The organism is Dysosmobacter sp. HCP28S3_G4, assembly GCF_052065175.1.
Taxonomy (GTDB): domain Bacteria; phylum Bacillota; class Clostridia; order Oscillospirales; family Oscillospiraceae; genus Oscillibacter.
The window spans coordinates 1-19,458 of sequence record NZ_JBQHUP010000026.1 but is presented as its reverse complement, the minus strand read 5'-3'; the positions used below and the strand labels follow the sequence as shown (position 1 = coordinate 19,458).

Sequence of the window (19,458 nt, the reverse complement as noted above, 5' to 3'; positions counted from 1 at the left end):
ACGCTATGCAAGCAATTTTGAACTTTATCCATGACACGGGCTTCTACCAGTTCTGCCAGGTTGGCGGCTGGAAGAACCTGATCATGATTGTCATCGCCTGCTTCCTGCTGTACTTAGGTGTTCACAAGAAGTACGAGCCCCTGCTGATGTGCACCATCGCCTTCGGCATGCTGCTGACCAACCTGCCCGGCGCCAATATGTTCCATGAGATCTTCTTCGCCGGCGGACACATCCACTGGGATCTCATCGGCGGCGCACCTATCACCCAGGAGTTCCTGACGGAGATGTCCGGTCTCGGCGTGTCCGCCGAGGTGCTGGCCGCCGTCAGCGTGGGTCAGAGCCTGACTCCTGGCCTAGTGGATATCCTGTACCTGGGCATCAAGCTGGGCATCTATCCCTGCCTGATCTTCATGGGCGTGGGCGCCATGACCGACTTCGGCCCCCTGATCGCCAACCCCAAGAGCCTGCTGCTGGGCGCCGCCGCCCAGGTGGGCATCTTCATGACCTATGTGGGCTGCCGCCTGTCCGGCATGTTCACCGCCGCTGAGGCCGGCTCCATCGGCATCATCGGCGGTGCCGACGGCCCCACCGCCATCTTCGTCACCTCGCATCTGGCTCCCCAGCTGCTGGGCCCCATCGCCGTGGCGGCCTACTCCTACATGGCTCTGGTGCCGGTGATCCAGCCTCCCATCATGAAGCTGCTGACCACCAAGGCCGAGCGCCAGATCGTCATGCGGCCCCTGCGTGAGGTCTCCAAGAAGGAGAAGATCGTGTTCCCCGTCATGGTGGCCATCTTCGTCTCCCTGCTGGTGCCCTCCGCCGCGCCCCTGATCATCTGCCTGATGCTGGGCAACCTGTTCCGTGAGAGCGGCGTCATGGACCGCCTCAGCAAGACCGCCCAGAACGAGCTCATCAACATCGTCACCATCTTCCTGGGCGTGTCCGTGGGAGCCACCGCCACCGGTGCCACCTTCCTGTCCCCCAAGACCCTGATGATCATGGTCATGGGCGTGGTGGCCTTCGGCTGCGGCACCGCCGGCGGCGTGCTCCTGGCCAAGTTCATGAACCTGTTCCTGAAGGAGAAGATCAATCCCCTCATCGGCTCCGCCGGTGTCTCCGCCGTCCCCATGGCCGCCCGTGTCTCCCAGATGGTTGGCCAGAAGGACAATCCCCGGAATTTCCTGCTGATGCACGCCATGGGCCCCAATGTGGCCGGCGTCATCGGCTCCGCCATCGCGGCCGGCGTGCTCATGAGCCTGTTCGGCTGATTCTGACAGAAAGGTGGTTTTTTCCATCATGGAGTTTTTGAGCAACAAACCCCTCCTCATCACTGACACCATCCTCCGTGACGCCCACCAGTCCCAGGCCGCCACCCGTATGCGGCTGGAGGACATGCTCCCCGCCTGTGAGGTTCTGGACTCCATCGGTTACTACTCTCTGGAGTGCTGGGGCGGCGCCACTTTCGACTCCTGCATGCGCTTCCTCAACGAGGATCCCTGGGAGCGCCTCCGCGCCCTGCGGAAGGCCATGCCCCACACCAAGCTGCAGATGCTGTTCCGCGGCCAGAACATTCTGGGCTACAAGCACTATGCCGACGACGTGGTGGACGAGTTCTGCGCCAAGTCCATTGAGAACGGCATCGACATCATCCGCATCTTCGACGCCCTGAACGACGTTCGCAACCTGGAGCAGGCCATCAAGTCCACCAAGAAGTACGGCGGCGAGGTGGAGGCCACCCTGTCCTACACCATCTCTCCCATCCACAACGAGGAGTACTTCGTGAAGCTGGCCAAGGAGCTGGAGGAGATGGGCGCCGACGCCATCTGCATCAAGGACATGGCCAACCTTCTGCTGCCCATGGACGCCTACTCCCTGGTGAAGAAGCTGAAGGAGACCGTCAGCGTTCCCATCCATCTGCACACCCACAACACCACCGGCACCGGCGACATGGTGCTGCTGATGGCCGCCATGGCCGGCGTGGACATCGTGGACACCGCCCTGTCTCCCCTGGCCAACGGCACCTCTCAGCCCACCACCGAGTCCCTGGTGGCTACCCTGAAGGGCACGCCCCGCGACACCGGTCTGGACCTGAACAAGATGAGCGACGCCGCCGCCCACTTCCGTACGGTGGCCCAGAAGCTCCAGGATCAGGGCTCCCTGGACCCCAAGGTCCTGCGTGTTGACACCAACACCCTGCTGTATCAGGTCCCCGGCGGCATGCTGTCCAACCTGATCTCCCAGCTGAAGCAGGCCGGTAAGGAGGACAAGTACTACGACGTGCTGGCTGAGATCCCCCGCGTCCGCAAGGACTGCGGCTATCCTCCGCTGGTGACCCCCACCAGCCAGATCGTCGGCACCCAGGCCGTCATGAACATCATCATGGGCGAGCGCTACAAGGTCTTTACCAAGGAGTGCAAGGCCATGCTGAAGGGCGAGTACGGCCAGTTGCCCGGCAAGGTCAACGAGGAAGTCCGCGCCAAGGCCGGCATCAAGCCGGAGGACGTCATCACCTGCCGTCCCGCTGATCTGCTGGAGCCCGAGCTGGACAAGTACCGCGCAGAGTACAAGGACATCGCCAAGAGCGAGGAGGACGTCCTCTCCCTGGCCCTGTTCCCCCAGGTGGCGCCCAAGTTCCTGGACTACCGGGATCATCCCGAGAAGCGCCAGCCCGCTCCCGCCCCCGCTCCTGCCGCTCCCAAGGCGGCCGCTCCCGCTCCCGCCCCCGCCGCTTCCGGCGAGGTCCGCGAGTTCTACGTGGAGTACAAGGGCTGATAGAGCTCTTATAAGTTTCTCTGCAAGCCGAAGGGCCTGCCGCGTTTCGCGGCAGGCCCTTTCTGCGTCTGCTGACATGTTTCTATGTGACGCCGCGGCGCACATCAGATTTCAGTACCAGCCGGTGATCTCACTGGTGGAAACCGTCAGGCGCAGGGTGTCCAGCGCCTTCCCCACCTCGTCGTACAGCGTAACGGTGACGGGCAGGTCCGCGTCCACCCGCGTGTAGCCGGTGACCGTACCGCCCTCGTAGGTGTGGGCATAGCTGTCCTTCCGGTAGGCGAAGTCCACGGCGGTGTAGAGATCCGGGCCATTCCCGTTCCGGTAGGGGAAGCCGAAGACCTCCTCACTGAGCCGCTCTCCCTCCAGGGTAAATGTCTCGTACTTCGTCTCCACCGCCGCTGTGGCGGTGGCTGCGCCGGACATGGCCGGGGACGCCGCGTACAGGGTCCCCGCCCGGGCGGCGCAGTAGGCCCCCTCTGCCAGCACGGGATCCCGGGAGAAGAACAGCTCGCTGCTCCACAGATAGGTGTTGTACTGGAAGGCCAGATAGTCCTCCCCGGACCGGGCGATGATGTACGTAAAGCGCCGTCCTGGCAGGATGTCGCTGCCGTAATGGCGGGGGTCCTTCAGCACGTACGCCGGCTTCAGATCCGGCAGGAGATACCGCCGGGCCATCCGGTCCACCATGCCGTTCACGGTGTAGGGAGGGAAGCCCAGCGCCGCGTACAGAACAGCCGCTGCCAGAGCGCTGAGGGTCAGATTCCGGACAATGCGGGCCTTCCGGCTCAGCCGCGGCCCTCTCCAGACAGGCCGTCGGATATGCAGTTTCTTCATCGCTCCGCCTCCCATTCCGCCCGCAGGACCCAGTCGTTGCCGCCGTAGGGATAGGATACCTCCACCCACTGGGGCCGGTGATCCAGCCGCAGGCTGAGGACCACCTGATGACGGGTCCAGCCCCAGGACACGCTGGTCCATCCACGACTCATGTAGTTATCCGGCCAGACGCCGTCTTCGTCGGCCTGTCCCAGCGGGATCGGTCCCCGGTCATCCACAATGTTCAGATACGGCATGATCCACGGGAAGTCCGTCCGGGGGTCCGCCGTCTTCCCCCAGAGGTCCAGTGCCACCTCGTACCTGCCGTCCTCCTCCGTGATATCTCCCGGCGACAGGTACAGCGTGCCGTAGGCCGTCACGGCGCAGGACGCCGTGGGCGGCGGGGCCTCCCAGGTGAACTGGTCCTCTGTGCGGCCCAGCATCTCCCGGACGGTAAACAGGCTGTTCTCCAGCAGCGTGGCCGCCGTCACGACCAGCAACCCCACCGCCAGCACCCGGGACACCTCCCACAGCCAGCCCAGCCAGGGTTTGTGGGCACGGTCCAAGGCGCGGCCCACCTCGTCGGCATCCCCCATGGCCCGGAGGGCCCGCTCCGCCGCCAGGTCCGGCTCGTAGCCGACCCGCTCCAGGTCCAGACGGTGGTCCTCGTAGTGGGCCGTCAGCTCCCGCTCAATGGCCTTCCGGTCCGGCTTGAACCGGACGTGGCCCAATACCCGGGCGCACCAGAACGCCCAGCTTCGCTGTTCGCTCACGACGCACCGCTCCTCTCTGTGTCCAACTTGTCCCAAAGCGTCCGCTGATAGACGTAGACGGGCTTTCCGTCCGCCCCGTAAAAGATGACGGTGACGTCACAGGCGAAGTCCGAACCGGCGGCGCGCCTGGGGATGGCCTGAAACGAATGGAACGCGCTCTCCTCCGCCATGGGCCGCAGCTGCTCCTCATAGCCGGCCCTGTTGTCTCTGGGATACTTCATCTCAACGGCGAACCGGTAGAGGCCGTTTTCGTTGGGCGTCCCCTCCATGGTATATGTCTCGTCCCAGTCGAAGTGCCGGGAAGCCTGCTGGCCGTCGCCGCTGATGCGTACCGTGATGTCGCTCCGCAGCTGCAGATCGCACACCGCCCGGACGTCCCCTTCCAGGTCCGCGTAAACGTACACCGCCGTGGTGTCGAAGCTGTCCTGCTGCTGCAAAAACACCACCGGCCCCGTCTCCGGCTCCGCGAACCAGAACTCCAGGACCTCCTGGAACCAGAGGAACCGGTGCCTGCGGATGGTGGAGGCGAACACGTCCCCGTCCCTGAGCAGCACGTCGTCCTCCTTCCAGTCCTGGGAGATCTCCCGGGGATAGACCCCCAGGATCTCCGGCTCCTCCAGAAAATACTCCGCCGCCTTCCACTGCACCGCGAGGTCCAGCGTGGGGGCCGCGAAGCCGTTCACCAGCCACAGGACCAGCAGCAGTCCCAGCGCCGCCAGCAGATTGCGGACGGTCTTCTGCCGCCGGTTCAGCCGGGGCAGACACTCTCTCCGTCTCATGTACGCGCCTCCCTCTCCGGCAGCTCCACCCGGATGGACCAGCCGCCCATAGGATGGATGAGTTCCACCCACGCCGTGCCCGCCGGGATGTTCTCCACAGTGATCCAGCCCCGGCTGAGGATGTGACTGTCATCCTTGAAGCCTGTGATCCATGGGGCGCGCCCGTAACGGTACCGGGTGCCGCCGCTGTCTACGGCCTCCAGGGTGTCCCAGAGGTCCGGTCCCTCCAGCCAGAACTGTCCGGTGGTGCAGGAGGCGTTGAGGTGCAGATATCCCATTCCGTTTTCCAGCTCCCCGTAGCAGGCCCTCTCCACGGCAATGGTATAGGCCCCCGCCTGAATGGGCGCCGGACAGGGCAGCTCCTCCGCCGCGTGGAACACCACGGAAGCACCATGTCTCTGGGAGAACAGCGTCCAGTCCCGGACGTCCTCCCAGCCGCCGAACGCGGCGGTGCCCAGGATCAGCACCACCAGCCCCATCACCAGCACCCGGGACACCTCCCACAGCCAGCCCAGCCAGGGTTTGTGGGCCCGGTCCAGGGCACGGCCCACCTCGTCGGCGTCCCCCATGGCCCGGAGGGCCCGCTCCGCTGCCAACGCCGGCTCATAGCCGATGCGCTCCAGGTCCAGACGGTGGTCCTCGTAGTGGGCCGTCAGCTCCCGCTCAATGGCCCGCCGGTCCGGCCGGAACCGGACGTGGCCCACGGCCTGACGGCACCAGTCCTTCCACTCCATGGCCCGTCCCTCACGCCGGGGAGGTGCCGCAGACCACGGCGTTCACCTTCTCCGTAAAGGTGTTCCACTCCTCCTTCTTCTCCTCCAGCACCTTCAGGCCCTTTTTCGTGATGCGGTAGTATTTCCGCACCCGGCCCGTCTCCGCTTCCCGCTCCCGGACCGTCACCAGACGGCCCGCCTCCAGGGTGTGGAGGATGGGGTACAGCGTCCCCTCCTTCAGCTCGAAGGTGTGGTCGGACCGCCGGGCCAGCTCCGTGATCATCTGGTATCCGTACATTTCCTCCCGGCTCAGCAGGGACAGGATCAGCAGCGTGGTGCTGCCGGTCATCAGACTTTTGTCGATCTTCATGGCGTCCTCCTTTATTTCCAGTAGATTCGGAAGCTCTCCTCCGGATGGGGTACCGTCTTCTCATGGAGCAGCTGCCCCGCCCCGTCGTACAGCCGCAGTACGGCGTCCTCCGGCAGCAGGGGACTGAAGGGTGAAAACGCCTGCATCTCCACCATGGACTGCCAGGTGCCGTCCAATATGCCATCCCGCGCATGGTGTTCCTCCAGCCGGAAGATGAAGCAGTACGGGTTCTGCCGCTCTCCCCGGGCGGTGTAGGTCTCCCGGTATTCCAACAGGCCGTTGGCGTCTGCCGGGACATCCCCGTCCTCCGCGGCATAATCCGCCTTATTGACCCGGCCAGCCAGCGTCACGGTCAGCTCCGCCGAGACGGCGTCCTCCAGATTGCCGAAGGCCATGTAGGACGTGGCGCACCATTGCTGCTGAACAAGGCAGATGCCGTCCTCCTCCCGCTGCAGCTCTCCCGGCCAGGGCCGCAGGCCCAGGGGCGTCCAGTTGTAGGTCATGGTCAGCAGCAGGTCTCCGTTCCGGGCATAGAGGGTGTGAGGCGCGTCGAAGCCGTAACCGGCGGTGGTGAACGTGAACAGCAGCTCCGAGCCCTCCAGCAGATATCGATGCTCCAGCCGCCGCAGCAAACCCCGGCGGCTCAGGGCCGGGAATGCCAGCATCCACTCCAGCAGAAGCAGGCACAGCGCCGCCAGCGCCAGGTTCCGGACCACCCGCTGCTTCCGGTTCAGCCGGGGCAGACGATGCCGGATGTTCCGCAGATTCATGGTCCCACCTCCTCAAACTCCAGCCGGAAGGTGAAGCCCTCTCCCAGCGGATACCGCAGCTCCGCCCAGTCCACCGGCCCGCCGGACCAGACCGGCGCCTGGATGCTGTACTCGGTCCGGAACAGGCCGGTGCGCTTCCAACCGTAGGAAAACGTGGGGATGTAGTACGGGGAATCCTCCTCCAGCTGCCGGACGTCCTCGTCCTCCCATTTGGCGCTGTAGGTTCGGTACTCCCGGCCTGTGCTGTCCGTCAGGGTCAGGTAGGTCAGATCCAGGCCATACTCCCAGTCCTCCCAGAACCGGGGATGCTCCGCTGTCAGCACCGCGGAGAGCCAGTAGACGTCGGCACCGTCCCGCTGCTCCCGCCAGACGGCGCCATAGGGCACGCTGAGGGTATAGCCGCACAGCTCCGCCGTGTCCCCGGAGCGGGCCGATACCACCCGCTGGAACTGCCGGTCGGAATCCGGGGCGATGAAGCCGGGCCGTTCCGTCTCGTAAGCCGTCTCCCGGGCCGTCAGGCTCCGGACATCCCTGGAGACGGTGTAAGCGCCGTCTCCCCAGACCGCCGTCCACAGCACCCCCGCCAGTGCCAGCGCCGCAAGAACCCGGGACACCTCCCACAGCCAGCCCAGCCAGGGCCTGTGGGCGCGGTCCAGGGCCCGGCCCACCTCGTCGGGGTCCCCCATGGCCCGGAGGGCCCGCTGCGACGCCAGCTCCGGATCGTAGCCGATGCGCTGGAGGTCCTGACGGTGGTCCATGTAGTGCTCCGTCAGCTCCCGCTCAATGGCCTTCCGATCCGGCCGGAACCGGACGTGACCCACCGCCCGGTCACACCAGTCCTTCCACTCCATGCTCGTCCCTCCCTTCTCCTCCGGAAAATAATACCTCGGTCATCTATGCTTACTATACATAGATGGCCGAGGTTTGTCAAGCATGGAAAAGCCCCGGCGCTGACGCGCCGGGGCTTTTGGGTGTGGCTGAAAGATTACTCCTGATCGGGATCAGAGCTGTCCTCGTCGTCCAGGCTGTCCAGATCGAACTCCAGCTTCTCGCCGCAGTTGGGGCAGATGACCTCGCCGTCTTCCAGGATGGACTCGTCGAAGTAGATGGTCTCCTCGCAGTTGGGACAGGTGGTGGCGTAGCAGTCCTCGTCGTCCTCCTCGTCCTCTTCCTCGTCTTCGTCCTCGAAGTCGTCGTCCACGTCGTAGACGATGTCCTCAACATCCTCCAGGTCGTCGCTGACGGCGTCCAGACCGTCGGCCAGTTCCTCCTGAGCGGCGCTGAGGTCGGCCAGCTCCAGGGCCATGTCGTCCAGAATATCGATGATGGCGGAGAGGAGCTTGCCCTCCTTGGTCTCAGTGTCCAGGCTCAGGCCCTCGGCCAGGCCCTTCAGATATGCCACTCTCTCAGTGATCTCCATGGTAATTGCTCCTTTCATTGATCCATGTTGACGGGCTCCGGCGCACCTCGCCGGAGTCTCGAAAGGGGGGACTGGCGTCCCCCCTTCAGATGCTTACTTGCAGCGGCTCAGATACTCGCCGGTGCGGGTGTCGATGGTGATCTTGTCGCCGGTGTTGATGAACAGGGGCACCTTGATCTCAGCGCCGGTCTCCAGCGTGGCGGGCTTGGTCACGTTGGTGGCGGTATCGCCGCGGACGCCGGGCTCGGTCTCAGTGACCTCCAGGTCCATGAAGTTGGGAACTTCCACAGCGAAGACGCTGCCCTTGTAGCTCAGCAGCTTGCAGACGGTGTTCTCCTTCACGAAGCGGAAGCCGTCGCCCAGCACATCCCGGTTCAGGGGGACCATGTCGAAGGTCTCCGGGTCCATGAAGTAGTACAGGTCGCCGTCGTTGTAGCTGTACTCGGCGTCTCTGCGCTCCACGAAGGCCTGCTCAAACTTGGCGGTGGGGTTGAAGGAGGTCTCGGTGACGGCACCGGTGACCACGTTCTTCATCTTGGTGCGGACGAAAGCGGCGCCCTTGCCGGGCTTCACGTGCTGGAACTCCACGACGGTCATGACTTTGCCGTCCATCTCGAAAGTAACGCCGTTGCGGAAATCACCCGCGGAAATCGTAGGCATAACAACATCCTCCTTAAATCTATGAGAAAACGACCCTCAGGAGGACATTTTCTCTTTTTTCATGATTTGTCCTGAATTTTGCCGATGATATTTTATCCTAAGTAGGCCGGGATTGCAAGGGGTTTTCCTTAGAATTCCGAAATTCCGTGAAAAAATTCACGCCTCGCCCCGATGATCCTCCCGGCACAGTGCCTTGAAGGGCGCCTGCAAGGCGTGGAGCACCTTCTGCCACAGCGTCATCGCGCCGCCAACCGGCTCCACCATCAGGGCCAGGACCTGTGCCCGGTTGGCGGCCAGCATGTCGGTGAGGAGCTTGTCCCCCAGCATGGCGGTGTGCTCCGGTGCGGCGCCCGCCCGGTCCATGGCCGCCCGCAGTCCCCTGGGGCTGGGCTTTCCCGCGTGGCCCTGATAGGGCACCCCCAGCTCGGCGCAGAAATCCGTCACACGGCGGCCGGAACGGTTGTTGGACACGATCATGAAGGTGATGCCCGCACCGTGGAGGGCGGCGATCCAGTCCTTCACCCGCTGGTCCGGATGGCGGGTCTTCTTCGCCGCCAGCGTGAAGTCCAGGTCGCTGAGCAGCAGCGTGATTCCCCGCCGGGCCAGGAACTCCGGCGTGATCTGTGCGTATTCGTCGAACAGGGCGTCCGGCACCAGAGAAAAGCGCATAACCGGCTCCCCTTTCTCATAGTCTCAAATGGGCGGGGACGCAGCGCGAGGTCCCTCCGGTCCCATACGCTGTTTCCGCGATATCAGTATACCAAACTTTCCGTCTGTTCACAAGGGGGTCTTTGCCTTGCAGCTGTTTCTCGCCGCCGCGCCCGCGGAGGTCCGGGAGGCATCCCGGTTCACCCGCTCTCTGGTCCATGTGGCCTACCGCATCGGGCCGTCCTCCTCCCTGATGCGGCACGACCTACTGCTGGATACCCGGGGCGGACTGCTGTCCATCAGCGATCTGGACGCAGGCTTCATCGCCGCGCCGGAACAGCTGGCCGCCGCCGTGGTCCGGGAGTGCGGCCGCCGGAATTTCGGCGGGGTGGTGCTGGACTTCGAGGCCTCCCCCACGCCGGACCGCCGGAAATTCGCCCAGACCCTGGGCCAGATGCTGGGCGGTCGCCGGACGCTGTTCGTGCCGGAGACCTATTCCGTGCCGGGGGCCGTCACCCTTGTCAACACCGCCGTGTCCGGCGGCAGCTTCTCCGAGTATCTCTCGGAGGCCCGGTCCAAATACGGCCGCATTGCCCTGGATCTCCAGCGGTTGACCATGGACTTCGTCCTCCCCGCCCGTACCGGTCAGGGAAAGCCCCTGTCTCCGGCCCAGTTTCAGGCCCTCCGGCAGGAGCAGTCGCCGGCGGTGTTTTTCTCCCCCGATCTGTGCGCCCGGTACTTCACCTGCATCCGGGGACGGGAGACCCATTTCGTGCTGTTCGACGACGCGGACACCCTGCTGCGGAAGGTGCGCATCGGCTCCTCCATGGGGATCGGCGCCGGGTTCCTGATGTATCCGGAGGTGGCGGACCTGCTGCCCAGGCTGTTTCCCGGAAAGGGCGGAAAGCAGAACTGAACATGTTCCTGAAAAGCGGACCGCCGCGGCCATTGGCCGCGGCGGTCTTTCACAGCATGGATCAGCGCAATCACACGCCGGCGAAGCGGAACACGATGCCCGCCACCGCGGCGACGCCGATGAACACGATGGGATGGAGCTTCTTGGTGGGCTTTACCCAATTGGTCAGCACCAGCAGAACCGCCGCCAGCAGGATGCCCTGCCAGCTGATGGCGCCGCTCCAGCTGAAACGCGTCAGCAGCGCTCCGTCGGCAGAGGCGGTCTGGATGCACAGCAGCACCTGCAGCACCACGGAGATGCAGGCCGCGCCGATGAGGCCGGTGGAGGCGGGGCGCAGGCCGTAAAAGGCGTTGTTCACCAGCTTGCTGTCCCGGAACTTCTTCAGCATAGCGGCAATGATGAGGATGACGATGATGGAGGGCGTGATCTCGCCCACCGTGGCGACGATGGCGCCCAGAATGCCGCCCAGTGTACCGTAGGCGCTGCCGGCGGTGAAACCCACGTAGGTGGCCATGTTGATGCCGATGGGGCCGGGGGTGGACTCACTGACCGCCAGCATGTTCATCAGGTCGGACTGGGTATACCAGCCGGTGCTCTGGCCGATGTCCTTCAGGAAGGGCAGCGTGGCCATGCCGCCGCCGATGGCGAACAGGCCGGTCTTGAAAAACTCCCAGAAAAGCCGCAGATAGAGACTCATGCCTGCTTCACCTCCAGATTTTTCAGCACGATGCCCGCCAGAGCGGCGGCCACCACGAACCACACGGGGGAGACGTTCAGGAACAGGCCGCCCGCCAGCACCAGAGAGAAGATGACGGCGGTGCGCTTATCCACCACGGACTTCTTCAGCAGCTTCATCACGGCGTTGAAGATCAGCACGCAGACGCAGACCTGGATGCCGGCGAAGGCGTTCTGCACCCACGCCAGGTGGGAGAAGTTGGTGATCAGTCCCGCCAGGATGGAAATGATGATGAGGGACGGGAACACCACTCCCAGGGTGGCGGTGATGCCGCCGGCGATGCCCCGGTACTTCTGGCCGATGAAGGTAGCGGTGTTGACGGCGATGATGCCCGGCGTGCACTGGCCGATGGCAAAGTAGTCCACCAGCTCCTCCTCGGTGGCCCAGCCCTTGTTCTCCACTACCTCCCGCTGTAAGATCGGCAGCATGGCGTAGCCGCCGCCGAAGGTCATGACCCCCACCTTGGCGAAGGTCCAGAACAGTGTCCAAAGTTCTTTCAAATCGCTCACTCCGAATCAAAAAATCATACGGAAGGGCCGCGCCTCCGCGCGCCCTTTCCTGTCAGTCGATATAGCCGTACATGCCCCGGACGGAGACCTCGCCGGAGCGGACGGTGAACGTCTCGCCGCTGTCCCTGCGGACCACCAGGCTGAAGGCGTCGTCGATGTCCACGGCAGTGACCGTCTCCCGGCTGTTGTCGGGGCGGATCAGCTGGACCATCTTCCCCAGGTTCACGCAGTCCCGCCGGTAGGCCGCCAGATAGTCCGACAGATCCCCGGCCTTCAATGCGGCGTACATGCGGTCCAGCGCCTCGATCTCCGCCGCGGCCAGGGCGGCACGGGACCAGGGCTTTCCCGTTGCCTGGAGCAGCGAGGTGGCCATCTCCGCCACGTCCGGGGTGAAGTCCTCCGGACGCTGGTGGACGTTGAGGCCGATGCCCACCACCAGATACTGGAGGCGGCCGCTCTCCCCCTCCATGCTCATCTCCGTCAGGATGCCGCAGAGCTTTTTGCCCCCCAGCACCGGATCGTTGGGCCATTTCAGCAGCGGACGGACGCCGCAGACCTGCTCCACCGCCTCGCACACTGCCACGCCCGCCAGTGTGGTGACGCTCAGCAGCTTCTCCGGCGGAAGGTCCGGCCGCAGAAGAGCCGTCAGATAGATGCCCTGGCCCTTGGGGGACTGGAACCGGCGCTCCATGCGGCCCCGGCCCGCCGTCTGGCAGTCCGCGACGACTACCGTACCGTCCGGCGCGCCGGACAGGGCCAGCTTTTTCGCGCAGGTGTTGGTGGAGTCGATCTCGTCAAAGCAGTGCAGCTCCCGGCCCACGGTCTCCGTGGGTTTCAGGCAGGCCCGGATTTCCTCCTCTGTCAGCAGGTCCGGCGCGGAGACCAGCCGGTAGCCCAGCCCCGTCCGGGCCTCGATATCATAGCCCGCTTTCCGCAGGGCGTCCACGGATTTCCAGATGGCGGTCCGGCTCAGGCCCAGCTTTTCACTGACCTGCTCCCCGGACACATATTCTCCCGGGTGGGCCCGCAACAGGGCCAGCATCGTCTGTCTGCTCATAAGAAGCCTCCTCCTGCCGGGCCTGTTCTCCGTCCGGCTGTTCAGCCACACCAATATAGCACGTTTTTCCCGGGTTGTAAACCATCGCCCCGGATTTTGCGGACAGCGCCGGGCCGACGAAAAACATCCCCGGACAGCAGTCTGTCCGGGGATGTACAGCCGGTCTGAATACGGCGTTGGCTTAATACTGACCCAGGTTGGCGGAGGCGTCGGAGTTGGCGCTCTTGCCGAAGTGGAAGTCGTTGCCGGGCAGGATGGCGTTGAGGACGATGCCTGCGATGGCAGCGATGGCCAGGGAGGTCAGGGTGATGGAGGCATTGCCCACGGTGAAGGTCAGGCCGCTGGTGAAGCCCAGGCCGCACACCAGGATGACGGCGGCGATGATCAGGTTGCGGGAGTTGGTGAAGTCCACCTGGTTCTCCACCACGTTCCGCACGCCGATGGCGGAGATCATGCCGTACAGGATGAAGCTGACGCCGCCGATGATGGCCGCGGGGATGGTGTTGACCAGATAGGCGAAGGCGGGGCTGAAGGACAGGATGATGGCATAGAGGGCCGCCAGACGGATGACCTTGGGGTCATGGACCCGGGACAGCACCAGCACGCCGGTGTTCTCGCCGTAAGTGGTGTTGGCGGGGCCGCCGAACATGGCGGAGAGAGACGTGGCGATGCCGTCGCCGATGAGGGTCCGGTGCAGGCCGGGATCCTCGATGAAGTTCTCGCCCACGGTGGCGGAGATGGCGGACATGTCGCCAATGTGCTCCATCATGGAGGCGATGGCGATGGGGGCCATCACCAGAATGGCGGAGACGTCAAACTTGGCGACGCTGCCGCCGAAGTTGGTGACAAAGGGCTGGAAGCCCAGCAGCGGCGTGGCGCCGCCCAGCAGGCCCTGCACGTCGAGGCCAGAGAAATCCACCATCCGGAACACCAGTGCCACCACGTAGGGGATCACCACGCCCAGCAGGATGGGGATGATCTTCACCATGCCCTTGCCCCAGATGTTGGCCACCACGATGACCGCGATGGACACCAGGGCCAGCCACCAGCAGGTGGAGGCGTTGGACACGGCGGAGGGCGCCAGGTTCAGGCCGATGAGGATGATGATGGGGCCGGTGACCACGGGGGGCAGATAGTGCATGACGCGATGGACGCCCACTGCCTTGATGATGGCGGCCAGCACCACGTACAGCAGGCCCGCCACCACAATGCCGCCGCAGGCGTATTGCAGCTTCTCGGCGGGCTCCATGGCGGCGTAGATGCCCTGGTCCATGGCACCCATGGCGGCGAAGCCGCCCAGGAAGGCGAAGGAGGAGCCCAGGAAGGCGGGCACCTTCATTTTGGTGCAGACGTGGAAGAACAGGGTGCCGATACCGGCGAAGAACAGGGTGGTCTGGATGCTCAGGGGCAGTCCGTAGCTCTGCACCAGGATGGGCACCAGCACCGTGGCGCCGAACATGGCGAACATGTGCTGGAGACCCAGGATCAGCATCTTGGGCATTCCCAGTGTCCGCGCGTCCCGGATGGGGGCCTGAGAGATGGTTTTCTTTTCGTTCATGTCATTTCTCCTCTCACAAAATGATCTGCTCAGCGGCGGGGACTCAGCGCAAAAAAATACCGGCGCCAAGGCCGGTCAAAAGGGAATAAAAAGCCCAAAAGAAAAAGGCATTTCCATACTGGACTCCGCCGCTGTCAGCTTCAGCATGGTAATACCCCTCTCTCTCGTTCATTGGTTGATATCATACCACAGCCATTGATAAAAATGCAATGCCAAATTGTGAGGAGATGCAACGAAATTCCCCAAAAAAATCAGTGATTTTGACAGCGCGCCGCAGCAATAATAAAAGACGCCCGGTGTGGGGCGTCTTTCTTCTCGAAACGCTTACAGTCCTTTTAATTCCTTCAGGCACTTGGGGCAGACATTCTTTCCCTTGAAGTTGGTGACATCTTTGGTGGCATCGCAGAAAATACAGCTGGGCTTGTACTTTTTCAGAATGACAGAGGAACCTTCCACATAGATTTCCAATGCGTCCTTCTCCGCGATGTCCAATGTACGGCGCATTTCAATGGGCAGCACGATGCGGCCCAGTTCGTCCACTCTCCTGACTATCCCTGTTGACTTCATCTGATTATGCTCCTTCCTTACCCTTCCTCATGAATCCTTCCGGAATTCACTTTCCCTGCATAGATTCCAATTGGTCTCTCTGTATTTCCAATTGGTAGCAGTTGAACTGTATCACAATTTGCAGAATCATGTCAACCGATTTCCACAATAATTTGCATTTCATTCATAATTTTTTAAGATTTGTAAGAAGTTTGTGCTTTTTGTTGGTATATGCAACTATCAGGAGGATTTTTTATGGCAATGACCGTGGTGTGGACGGCGATGGTGACACTGTCTCTGGTGTTCGGCATCGCCATGGGAAATCTGGACGCTGTGGCTGCCGCGGCCATGGAGGGCGCCGCCAGCGCCGTGACGCTGTGCATCTCCATGGCAGGGATCATGTGCCTGTGGAGTGGCGTCATGGAGGTGATGAAGCAGAGCGGTCTCAGCGAGCTGCTGGCAGCGGCCTTCCGTCCCCTGCTGGGGCGGCTGCTGCCTCAGGCCTCCAAAGACAGCGAGACCATGGCCGCCGTCTCCGCCAACGTATCCGCCAATTTGCTGGGGCTGGGCAACGCCGCCACGCCCCTGGGCATCCGGGCCGCCTGCCGCATGGCCCGGGGCTGCAATGGCGTGGCCTCCGACGAGCTGTGCCTGCTGGTGGTGCTGAACACCGCCTCCATTCAGCTGCTCCCCGCCACGGTGGCCGGCGTCCGGGCCGCCGCGGGCTGCGCCGCGCCGCTGGACATCCTGCCGGCAGTGTGGATGACCTCCATCCTGTCGGTGACGGCGGGACTGCTGGCGTCGTCGCTGCTGGCCCGTCTGGGAAGGAGGAAGCGGTGAATCTGTCCTCTCTGGTGATCCCCGGTCTGCTGGCCGGGGTGGCGGTGTACGGCATGGGCCGGCGGGTGGACGTCTACGGTGCCCTCACCACCGGCGCCCGGGACGGCCTGACGGTGATGCTGAACATCCTGCCGCCTCTGGTGGGGCTGCTGACCGCCGTGGCCATGTTCCGGGCCTCCGGGGCCATGGAGTGGCTGACGGGCCTCTGCGCCCCGGTGATGGAACTGCTGGGCATCCCGGCGGAGCTGACGCCCCTGATGTTGATCCGTCCCGTGTCCGGCGGCGGGGCGCTGGCGGTGGGCAGTGAGCTGATCACCACCTACGGGCCGGACAGCTACATCGGCCGGGTGGCGGCGGTGATGCTGGGCAGCACCGAGACCACCTTCTACACCATCGCCGTCTACTTTGGCGCCGCGGGCATCATCCGCACCCGGCACACCATCCCTGCCGCTCTCACCGCCGATTTGACGGGCTTCGTCGTCTCCGCCCTCACCGTCCGGCTGTTCTTCGGGATGTAGGCGACGTGGGGAAAGCCGGACGGCCCCACATTCTTCTTTAAACATGCGGGGCCGCTCATATTCATGATCTCATGTCCGCGGCGATGAAAGAAGGCTTCACCTGTCCAAAGTGAAACCTTCTTTCCGATAGATCCTGCCGCACTATGTGATCTCCCGTCCCGCTCTGATCAGATATCCCTCCTGGACTGCCGCGAATGTCGCTGCGCAGCAGACCGCGGCGGCACTGTATTTCAACTCCGCAAACGGAATGGTCATGGGCAGCAGAAACAGCATTGCGCCCGTGACCTTATTCATCACGGTATGTTCCGCAGTGAAACGTTTCATACGGACAAATCCCGATATGACATTGACGGCCTTTATGACGGCGATCGCCGCGGTCCAGATCCACAGCCAGCCCGGTATGTCCACCGCCGGCAGCAGCTTCACCAGACACACCCACACAAACAGAACGTCCGCGGCCGTATCCAGCTTCGCCCCGAAAGCATTGGCGGTGTTCGTTTTTCTGGCAATAGTCCCATCGATCATATCCGTGAAGCCGCAAAGCAGATACAGCGCCCAGAACTCCGGTGAAAACGCAGGAACGCACAGCAGCAATCCGCTGCCCAGGATGCGGCATCCTGTGACGATGTTGGCCATGTATCCGCTCCTCTCCAAAGGGTCTTCCTGTCGGGTCCTACCGCAATAACACTATCATATCTCACCCTCCATTTCAATGACCGGTAAACGCACCGGAGCGGAGAATGCCTGTGCCCCGATTCAAAAGGCTCTCCCCTGTCCTCGCTTGTTTTTCCCCGCAAAAGGCTATATAATAGTAGTCCAACAAACGAACCTGACAGCGGAGGAGGCGGCGGCATGGCGGAACTGAACACGGACGTGCGGTACATCAAGGGCATCGGCGAACAGCGGGCCAAGGCCCTGGGCAAGCTGGGCATCCGCACCCTCCAGGATCTGGTGTCCTACTTCCCCCGGCGGTATGAGGACCGGACCCAGACCAAGTCCATCGCGGAGCTGGAGCCGGGCGAGACCGCCGGGGTGGCGGCCATGGTGGCTGCGGCCCCCACGGTGTCCCGGGTCCGCCAGGGGCTGGATCTGGTGAAGCTCCGGGCGGTGGATGAGACCGGCGCACTGGACGTCACCTTCTTCAACCAGACCTGGCTGCGGACCAGCCTGCACGTGGGCGACACCTACATCTTCTACGGCAAGGCCGAGGGCACCCAGCGCCGCCGCCAGATGACCAATCCCATCGTGGAGCCGGAGGGCCGTCGGGAGTCCACCGGCCGCATCGTGCCCATCTATCCCCTGACCGCCGGGGTCAGTCAGCTGATCCTGTCCCGCTCCATCCGGCAGGGGCTCAACGCCTGCGGGGACATCCTGCCGGACGTCCTGCCGGACAGTGTGCGGCAGGGCCATCAGCTCTGCCGCATCGGCTACGCCTACGAGAACATCCACTTTCCAGAGAACGCCGAGGCGCTGGACATTGCCCGCCGCCGTCTGGCCTTTGAGGAGCTGTTCCTGTTCACCATTGGCCTGAAGCGGCTTCGCTCCCGCCGGGAAGTGGCACAGGTGACCCCCTGCCGGGACGTGGATATGTCCCCCTTCTATGAGAGCCTTCCCTTCACCCTGACGGACGCCCAGCGGCGGTGCGTAACGGAGGCGCTGGCGGACATGCGCTCCGGTTCGCCCATGAACCGGCTGTGTCAGGGCGACGTGGGCTCCGGCAAGACCATGGTGGCCGCTGCCTGTGTCTACTTCATGGCCCAGAACGGCCGCCAGGCGGCCCTGATGGCCCCCACGGAGATCCTGGCCCAACAGCACTACGCCGGTCTGGCGCCGCTGATGGAGCGTCTGGGCATCCGGTGCGCCCTGCTCACCGGCTCCACTCCCGCCCGGACGAAGCGTTCCATCTGTGCCCAGCTGGCCGGCGGGGAGATCCAGTTCGCCATCGGTACCCACGCCCTCATCTCCCAGGGGGTGGAGTACCAGGACCTGGGCCTTGTTGTGACGGACGAACAGCACCGCTTCGGCGTGGCCCAGCGGGCGGCGCTGGCCGCCAAGGGACACTCCCCCCACACGCTGGTCATGTCCGCCACTCCCATTCCCCGGACGCTGGCCCTGATCCTGTACGGTGATCTGGACGTGTCCATCATCGACCAGCTGCCGCCGGGCCGTCAGCCCATCGACACCTTCGCCGTCCCCGGCAGCTATCATCAGCGGCTGTACGCCTTCATCCGGAAGCTGGTGGGCGAGGGCCGTCAGGCGTACATCGTCTGCCCCATGGTGGCGGAAAACGACGAGCTGCCCGACGAGCGGAAGGCCGTGACGGCCTACGCCAAAATGCTTCAGGATGGTCCCCTGTCGGACCTGCGCATCGCGGCGGTCCACGGAAAGATGAAGCCCAAGGAGAAGGACGCGGTGATGACGGCCTTCGCTGGAGGCGAGGCGGACGTGCTGGTGTCCACCACCGTCATTGAGGTAGGCGTGGACGTGCCCAACGCCGCCGTCATGGTCATTGAGAACGCGGAGCGGTTCGGCCTGTCCCAGCTCCATCAGCTCCGGGGCCGGGTGGGCCGGGGCAAGTTCAAGTCCTACTGCGTACTGGTGTCGGACAACCAGAACGAGGAGACCCGCCAGCGGCTGAAGGTCATGACCAAAACCTCCGACGGCTTCAAAATCGCAGAGGAGGACCTGCGGCTGCGGGGGCCCGGCGACTTCTTCGGACAGCGGCAGCATGGTCTGCCCGGGCTGAAAGTTGCCGATCTGGGCTGCGACACCAGGCTCCTTCAGGAGGCTCAGTCCGCGGCGGAATCGCTGCTGGCGGAGGACCCGGAGCTGCGCACCTGTCCCGCCACAGCGGAGCGGATCCGGACGCTGTTTGAGCAGGCGGCGGACACTCTGAACTGATCCTATTTTCCGGATATGGAAAGACCGGCTGCCGATGGCAGCCGGTCTCAGGCTGTCGAAAAAGTCGAGCATAGCTGGGCTTTTTCGCATTTATATGGTAAAATAAGCATGGGTGATGAAAGATGCTTGAACGAGGGAAGCTGGATCGTGGAATCG

At 63.7% G+C, this 19,458-nt stretch carries 23 protein-coding genes; 6 read left to right on the top strand and 17 right to left on the bottom strand.

Annotation, left to right across the window (positions count from 1 at the left end; translation table 11 throughout):
* Positions 1-5: 5 nt before the first annotated feature.
* Complete coding sequence (locus ACTNBU_RS07765) at positions 6-1,268, top strand: sodium ion-translocating decarboxylase subunit beta (RefSeq protein WP_441032427.1); 1,263 nt, start codon at positions 6-8, stop codon at positions 1,266-1,268.
* 28 nt (positions 1,269-1,296) lie between these two features.
* Positions 1,297-2,772 (top strand): pyruvate carboxylase subunit B, encoded by a 1,476-nt coding sequence (locus ACTNBU_RS07760; RefSeq protein WP_441032424.1) that lies wholly within the window; start codon positions 1,297-1,299, stop codon positions 2,770-2,772.
* 111 nt (positions 2,773-2,883) lie between these two features.
* Here ACTNBU_RS07760 and ACTNBU_RS07755 read toward each other — a convergent pair whose 3' ends face one another.
* The 10 genes from ACTNBU_RS07755 to ACTNBU_RS07710 all read right to left on the bottom strand — a co-directional run bounded on the left by ACTNBU_RS07755 (position 2,884) and on the right by ACTNBU_RS07710 (position 9,742).
* A complete protein-coding gene (locus tag ACTNBU_RS07755) occupies positions 2,884-3,609 on the bottom strand; it encodes a hypothetical protein (protein ID WP_441032421.1) in 726 nt (241 codons plus the stop codon).
* A complete protein-coding gene (locus ACTNBU_RS07750) occupies positions 3,606-4,361 on the bottom strand; it encodes a permease prefix domain 1-containing protein (protein WP_441032419.1) in 756 nt (251 codons plus the stop codon). The genes ACTNBU_RS07755 and ACTNBU_RS07750 overlap by 4 nt, the downstream gene beginning before the upstream one ends.
* On the bottom strand, positions 4,358-5,140 hold the full coding sequence (locus tag ACTNBU_RS07745; RefSeq protein WP_441032417.1) for a hypothetical protein: 783 nt from the start codon (positions 5,138-5,140) through the stop codon (positions 4,358-4,360). Before ACTNBU_RS07745 ends, ACTNBU_RS07750 begins: the two co-directional genes overlap by 4 nt.
* Complete coding sequence (locus ACTNBU_RS07740; protein WP_441032414.1) at positions 5,137-5,874, bottom strand: permease prefix domain 1-containing protein; 738 nt, start codon at positions 5,872-5,874, stop codon at positions 5,137-5,139. The genes ACTNBU_RS07745 and ACTNBU_RS07740 overlap by 4 nt, the downstream gene beginning before the upstream one ends.
* 10 nt (positions 5,875-5,884) lie before the next feature.
* Positions 5,885-6,223, bottom strand: coding sequence for a PadR family transcriptional regulator (locus ACTNBU_RS07735; protein ID WP_441032411.1), 339 nt, complete (start codon positions 6,221-6,223; stop codon positions 5,885-5,887).
* 11 nt (positions 6,224-6,234) lie between these two features.
* The gene (locus ACTNBU_RS07730; protein ID WP_441032409.1) at positions 6,235-6,993 is read right to left on the bottom strand and encodes a hypothetical protein; all 759 of its coding nucleotides are present in this window, start codon (positions 6,991-6,993) and stop codon (positions 6,235-6,237) included.
* Complete coding sequence (locus tag ACTNBU_RS07725) at positions 6,990-7,844, bottom strand: permease prefix domain 1-containing protein (RefSeq protein WP_441032406.1); 855 nt, start codon at positions 7,842-7,844, stop codon at positions 6,990-6,992. The genes ACTNBU_RS07730 and ACTNBU_RS07725 overlap by 4 nt, the downstream gene beginning before the upstream one ends.
* A gap of 134 nt (positions 7,845-7,978) precedes the next feature.
* Positions 7,979-8,413 carry a CD1247 N-terminal domain-containing protein gene (locus tag ACTNBU_RS07720; protein ID WP_441032403.1) on the bottom strand — a complete coding sequence of 145 codons (435 nt, stop codon included), beginning with the start codon at positions 8,411-8,413 and terminating at the stop codon, positions 7,979-7,981.
* A gap of 93 nt (positions 8,414-8,506) precedes the next feature.
* Positions 8,507-9,073 (bottom strand): elongation factor P, encoded by a 567-nt coding sequence (gene efp / locus ACTNBU_RS07715; protein WP_441032400.1) that lies wholly within the window; start codon positions 9,071-9,073, stop codon positions 8,507-8,509.
* Positions 9,074-9,229: 156 nt separating this feature from the next.
* Positions 9,230-9,742: a YqeG family HAD IIIA-type phosphatase gene (locus ACTNBU_RS07710; protein WP_441032397.1), complete on the bottom strand. Its 513-nt coding sequence runs from the start codon at positions 9,740-9,742 to the stop codon at positions 9,230-9,232.
* Positions 9,743-9,869: 127 nt separating this feature from the next.
* On the opposite strand from ACTNBU_RS07710, the gene ACTNBU_RS07705 reads away from it, so the two are divergent.
* Positions 9,870-10,637, top strand: coding sequence for a hypothetical protein (locus ACTNBU_RS07705; protein WP_441032394.1), 768 nt, complete (start codon positions 9,870-9,872; stop codon positions 10,635-10,637).
* Between the two features lie 70 nt (positions 10,638-10,707).
* Here the strand turns inward: ACTNBU_RS07705 and ACTNBU_RS07700 are convergent, their stop codons facing one another.
* From ACTNBU_RS07700 to ACTNBU_RS07675, 6 genes are all read right to left on the bottom strand, one after another.
* Positions 10,708-11,334 carry a chromate transporter gene (locus ACTNBU_RS07700; RefSeq protein WP_441032391.1) on the bottom strand — a complete coding sequence of 209 codons (627 nt, stop codon included), beginning with the start codon at positions 11,332-11,334 and terminating at the stop codon, positions 10,708-10,710.
* Positions 11,331-11,873 carry a chromate transporter gene (locus ACTNBU_RS07695; RefSeq protein ID WP_441032388.1) on the bottom strand — a complete coding sequence of 181 codons (543 nt, stop codon included), beginning with the start codon at positions 11,871-11,873 and terminating at the stop codon, positions 11,331-11,333. Before ACTNBU_RS07695 ends, ACTNBU_RS07700 begins: the two co-directional genes overlap by 4 nt.
* 61 nt (positions 11,874-11,934) lie before the next feature.
* Positions 11,935-12,939, bottom strand: a complete 1,005-nt coding sequence (locus tag ACTNBU_RS07690) for a biotin--[acetyl-CoA-carboxylase] ligase (RefSeq protein WP_441032385.1) — start codon at positions 12,937-12,939, stop codon at positions 11,935-11,937.
* Positions 12,940-13,120: 181 nt separating this feature from the next.
* Positions 13,121-14,497 carry a uracil-xanthine permease family protein gene (locus ACTNBU_RS07685; RefSeq protein ID WP_441032382.1) on the bottom strand — a complete coding sequence of 459 codons (1,377 nt, stop codon included), beginning with the start codon at positions 14,495-14,497 and terminating at the stop codon, positions 13,121-13,123.
* Positions 14,498-14,540: 43 nt separating this feature from the next.
* A complete protein-coding gene (locus ACTNBU_RS07680) occupies positions 14,541-14,669 on the bottom strand; it encodes a hypothetical protein (RefSeq protein WP_441032379.1) in 129 nt (42 codons plus the stop codon).
* A 152-nt stretch (positions 14,670-14,821) separates the two neighbouring features.
* Entirely contained in the window at positions 14,822-15,064 is a 243-nt protein-coding gene (locus ACTNBU_RS07675; protein ID WP_441032377.1) for an AbrB/MazE/SpoVT family DNA-binding domain-containing protein, read from the bottom strand.
* 234 nt (positions 15,065-15,298) lie between these two features.
* Between ACTNBU_RS07675 and ACTNBU_RS07670 the strand changes: the two genes are divergently transcribed.
* The gene (locus ACTNBU_RS07670) at positions 15,299-15,883 is read left to right on the top strand and encodes a nucleoside recognition domain-containing protein (RefSeq protein ID WP_441032374.1); all 585 of its coding nucleotides are present in this window, start codon (positions 15,299-15,301) and stop codon (positions 15,881-15,883) included.
* On the top strand, positions 15,880-16,401 hold the full coding sequence (locus tag ACTNBU_RS07665; protein WP_441032371.1) for a spore maturation protein: 522 nt from the start codon (positions 15,880-15,882) through the stop codon (positions 16,399-16,401). The genes ACTNBU_RS07670 and ACTNBU_RS07665 overlap by 4 nt, the downstream gene beginning before the upstream one ends.
* A 141-nt stretch (positions 16,402-16,542) precedes the next feature.
* Here the strand turns inward: ACTNBU_RS07665 and ACTNBU_RS07660 are convergent, their stop codons facing one another.
* Positions 16,543-17,037, bottom strand: coding sequence for a CDP-alcohol phosphatidyltransferase family protein (locus tag ACTNBU_RS07660; RefSeq protein ID WP_441032368.1), 495 nt, complete (start codon positions 17,035-17,037; stop codon positions 16,543-16,545).
* 216 nt (positions 17,038-17,253) lie between these two features.
* Between ACTNBU_RS07660 and recG the strand changes: the two genes are divergently transcribed.
* Positions 17,254-19,302 carry an ATP-dependent DNA helicase RecG gene (recG, locus tag ACTNBU_RS07655; RefSeq protein WP_441032365.1) on the top strand — a complete coding sequence of 683 codons (2,049 nt, stop codon included), beginning with the start codon at positions 17,254-17,256 and terminating at the stop codon, positions 19,300-19,302.
* The last annotated feature ends 156 nt before the right edge of the window (positions 19,303-19,458 follow it).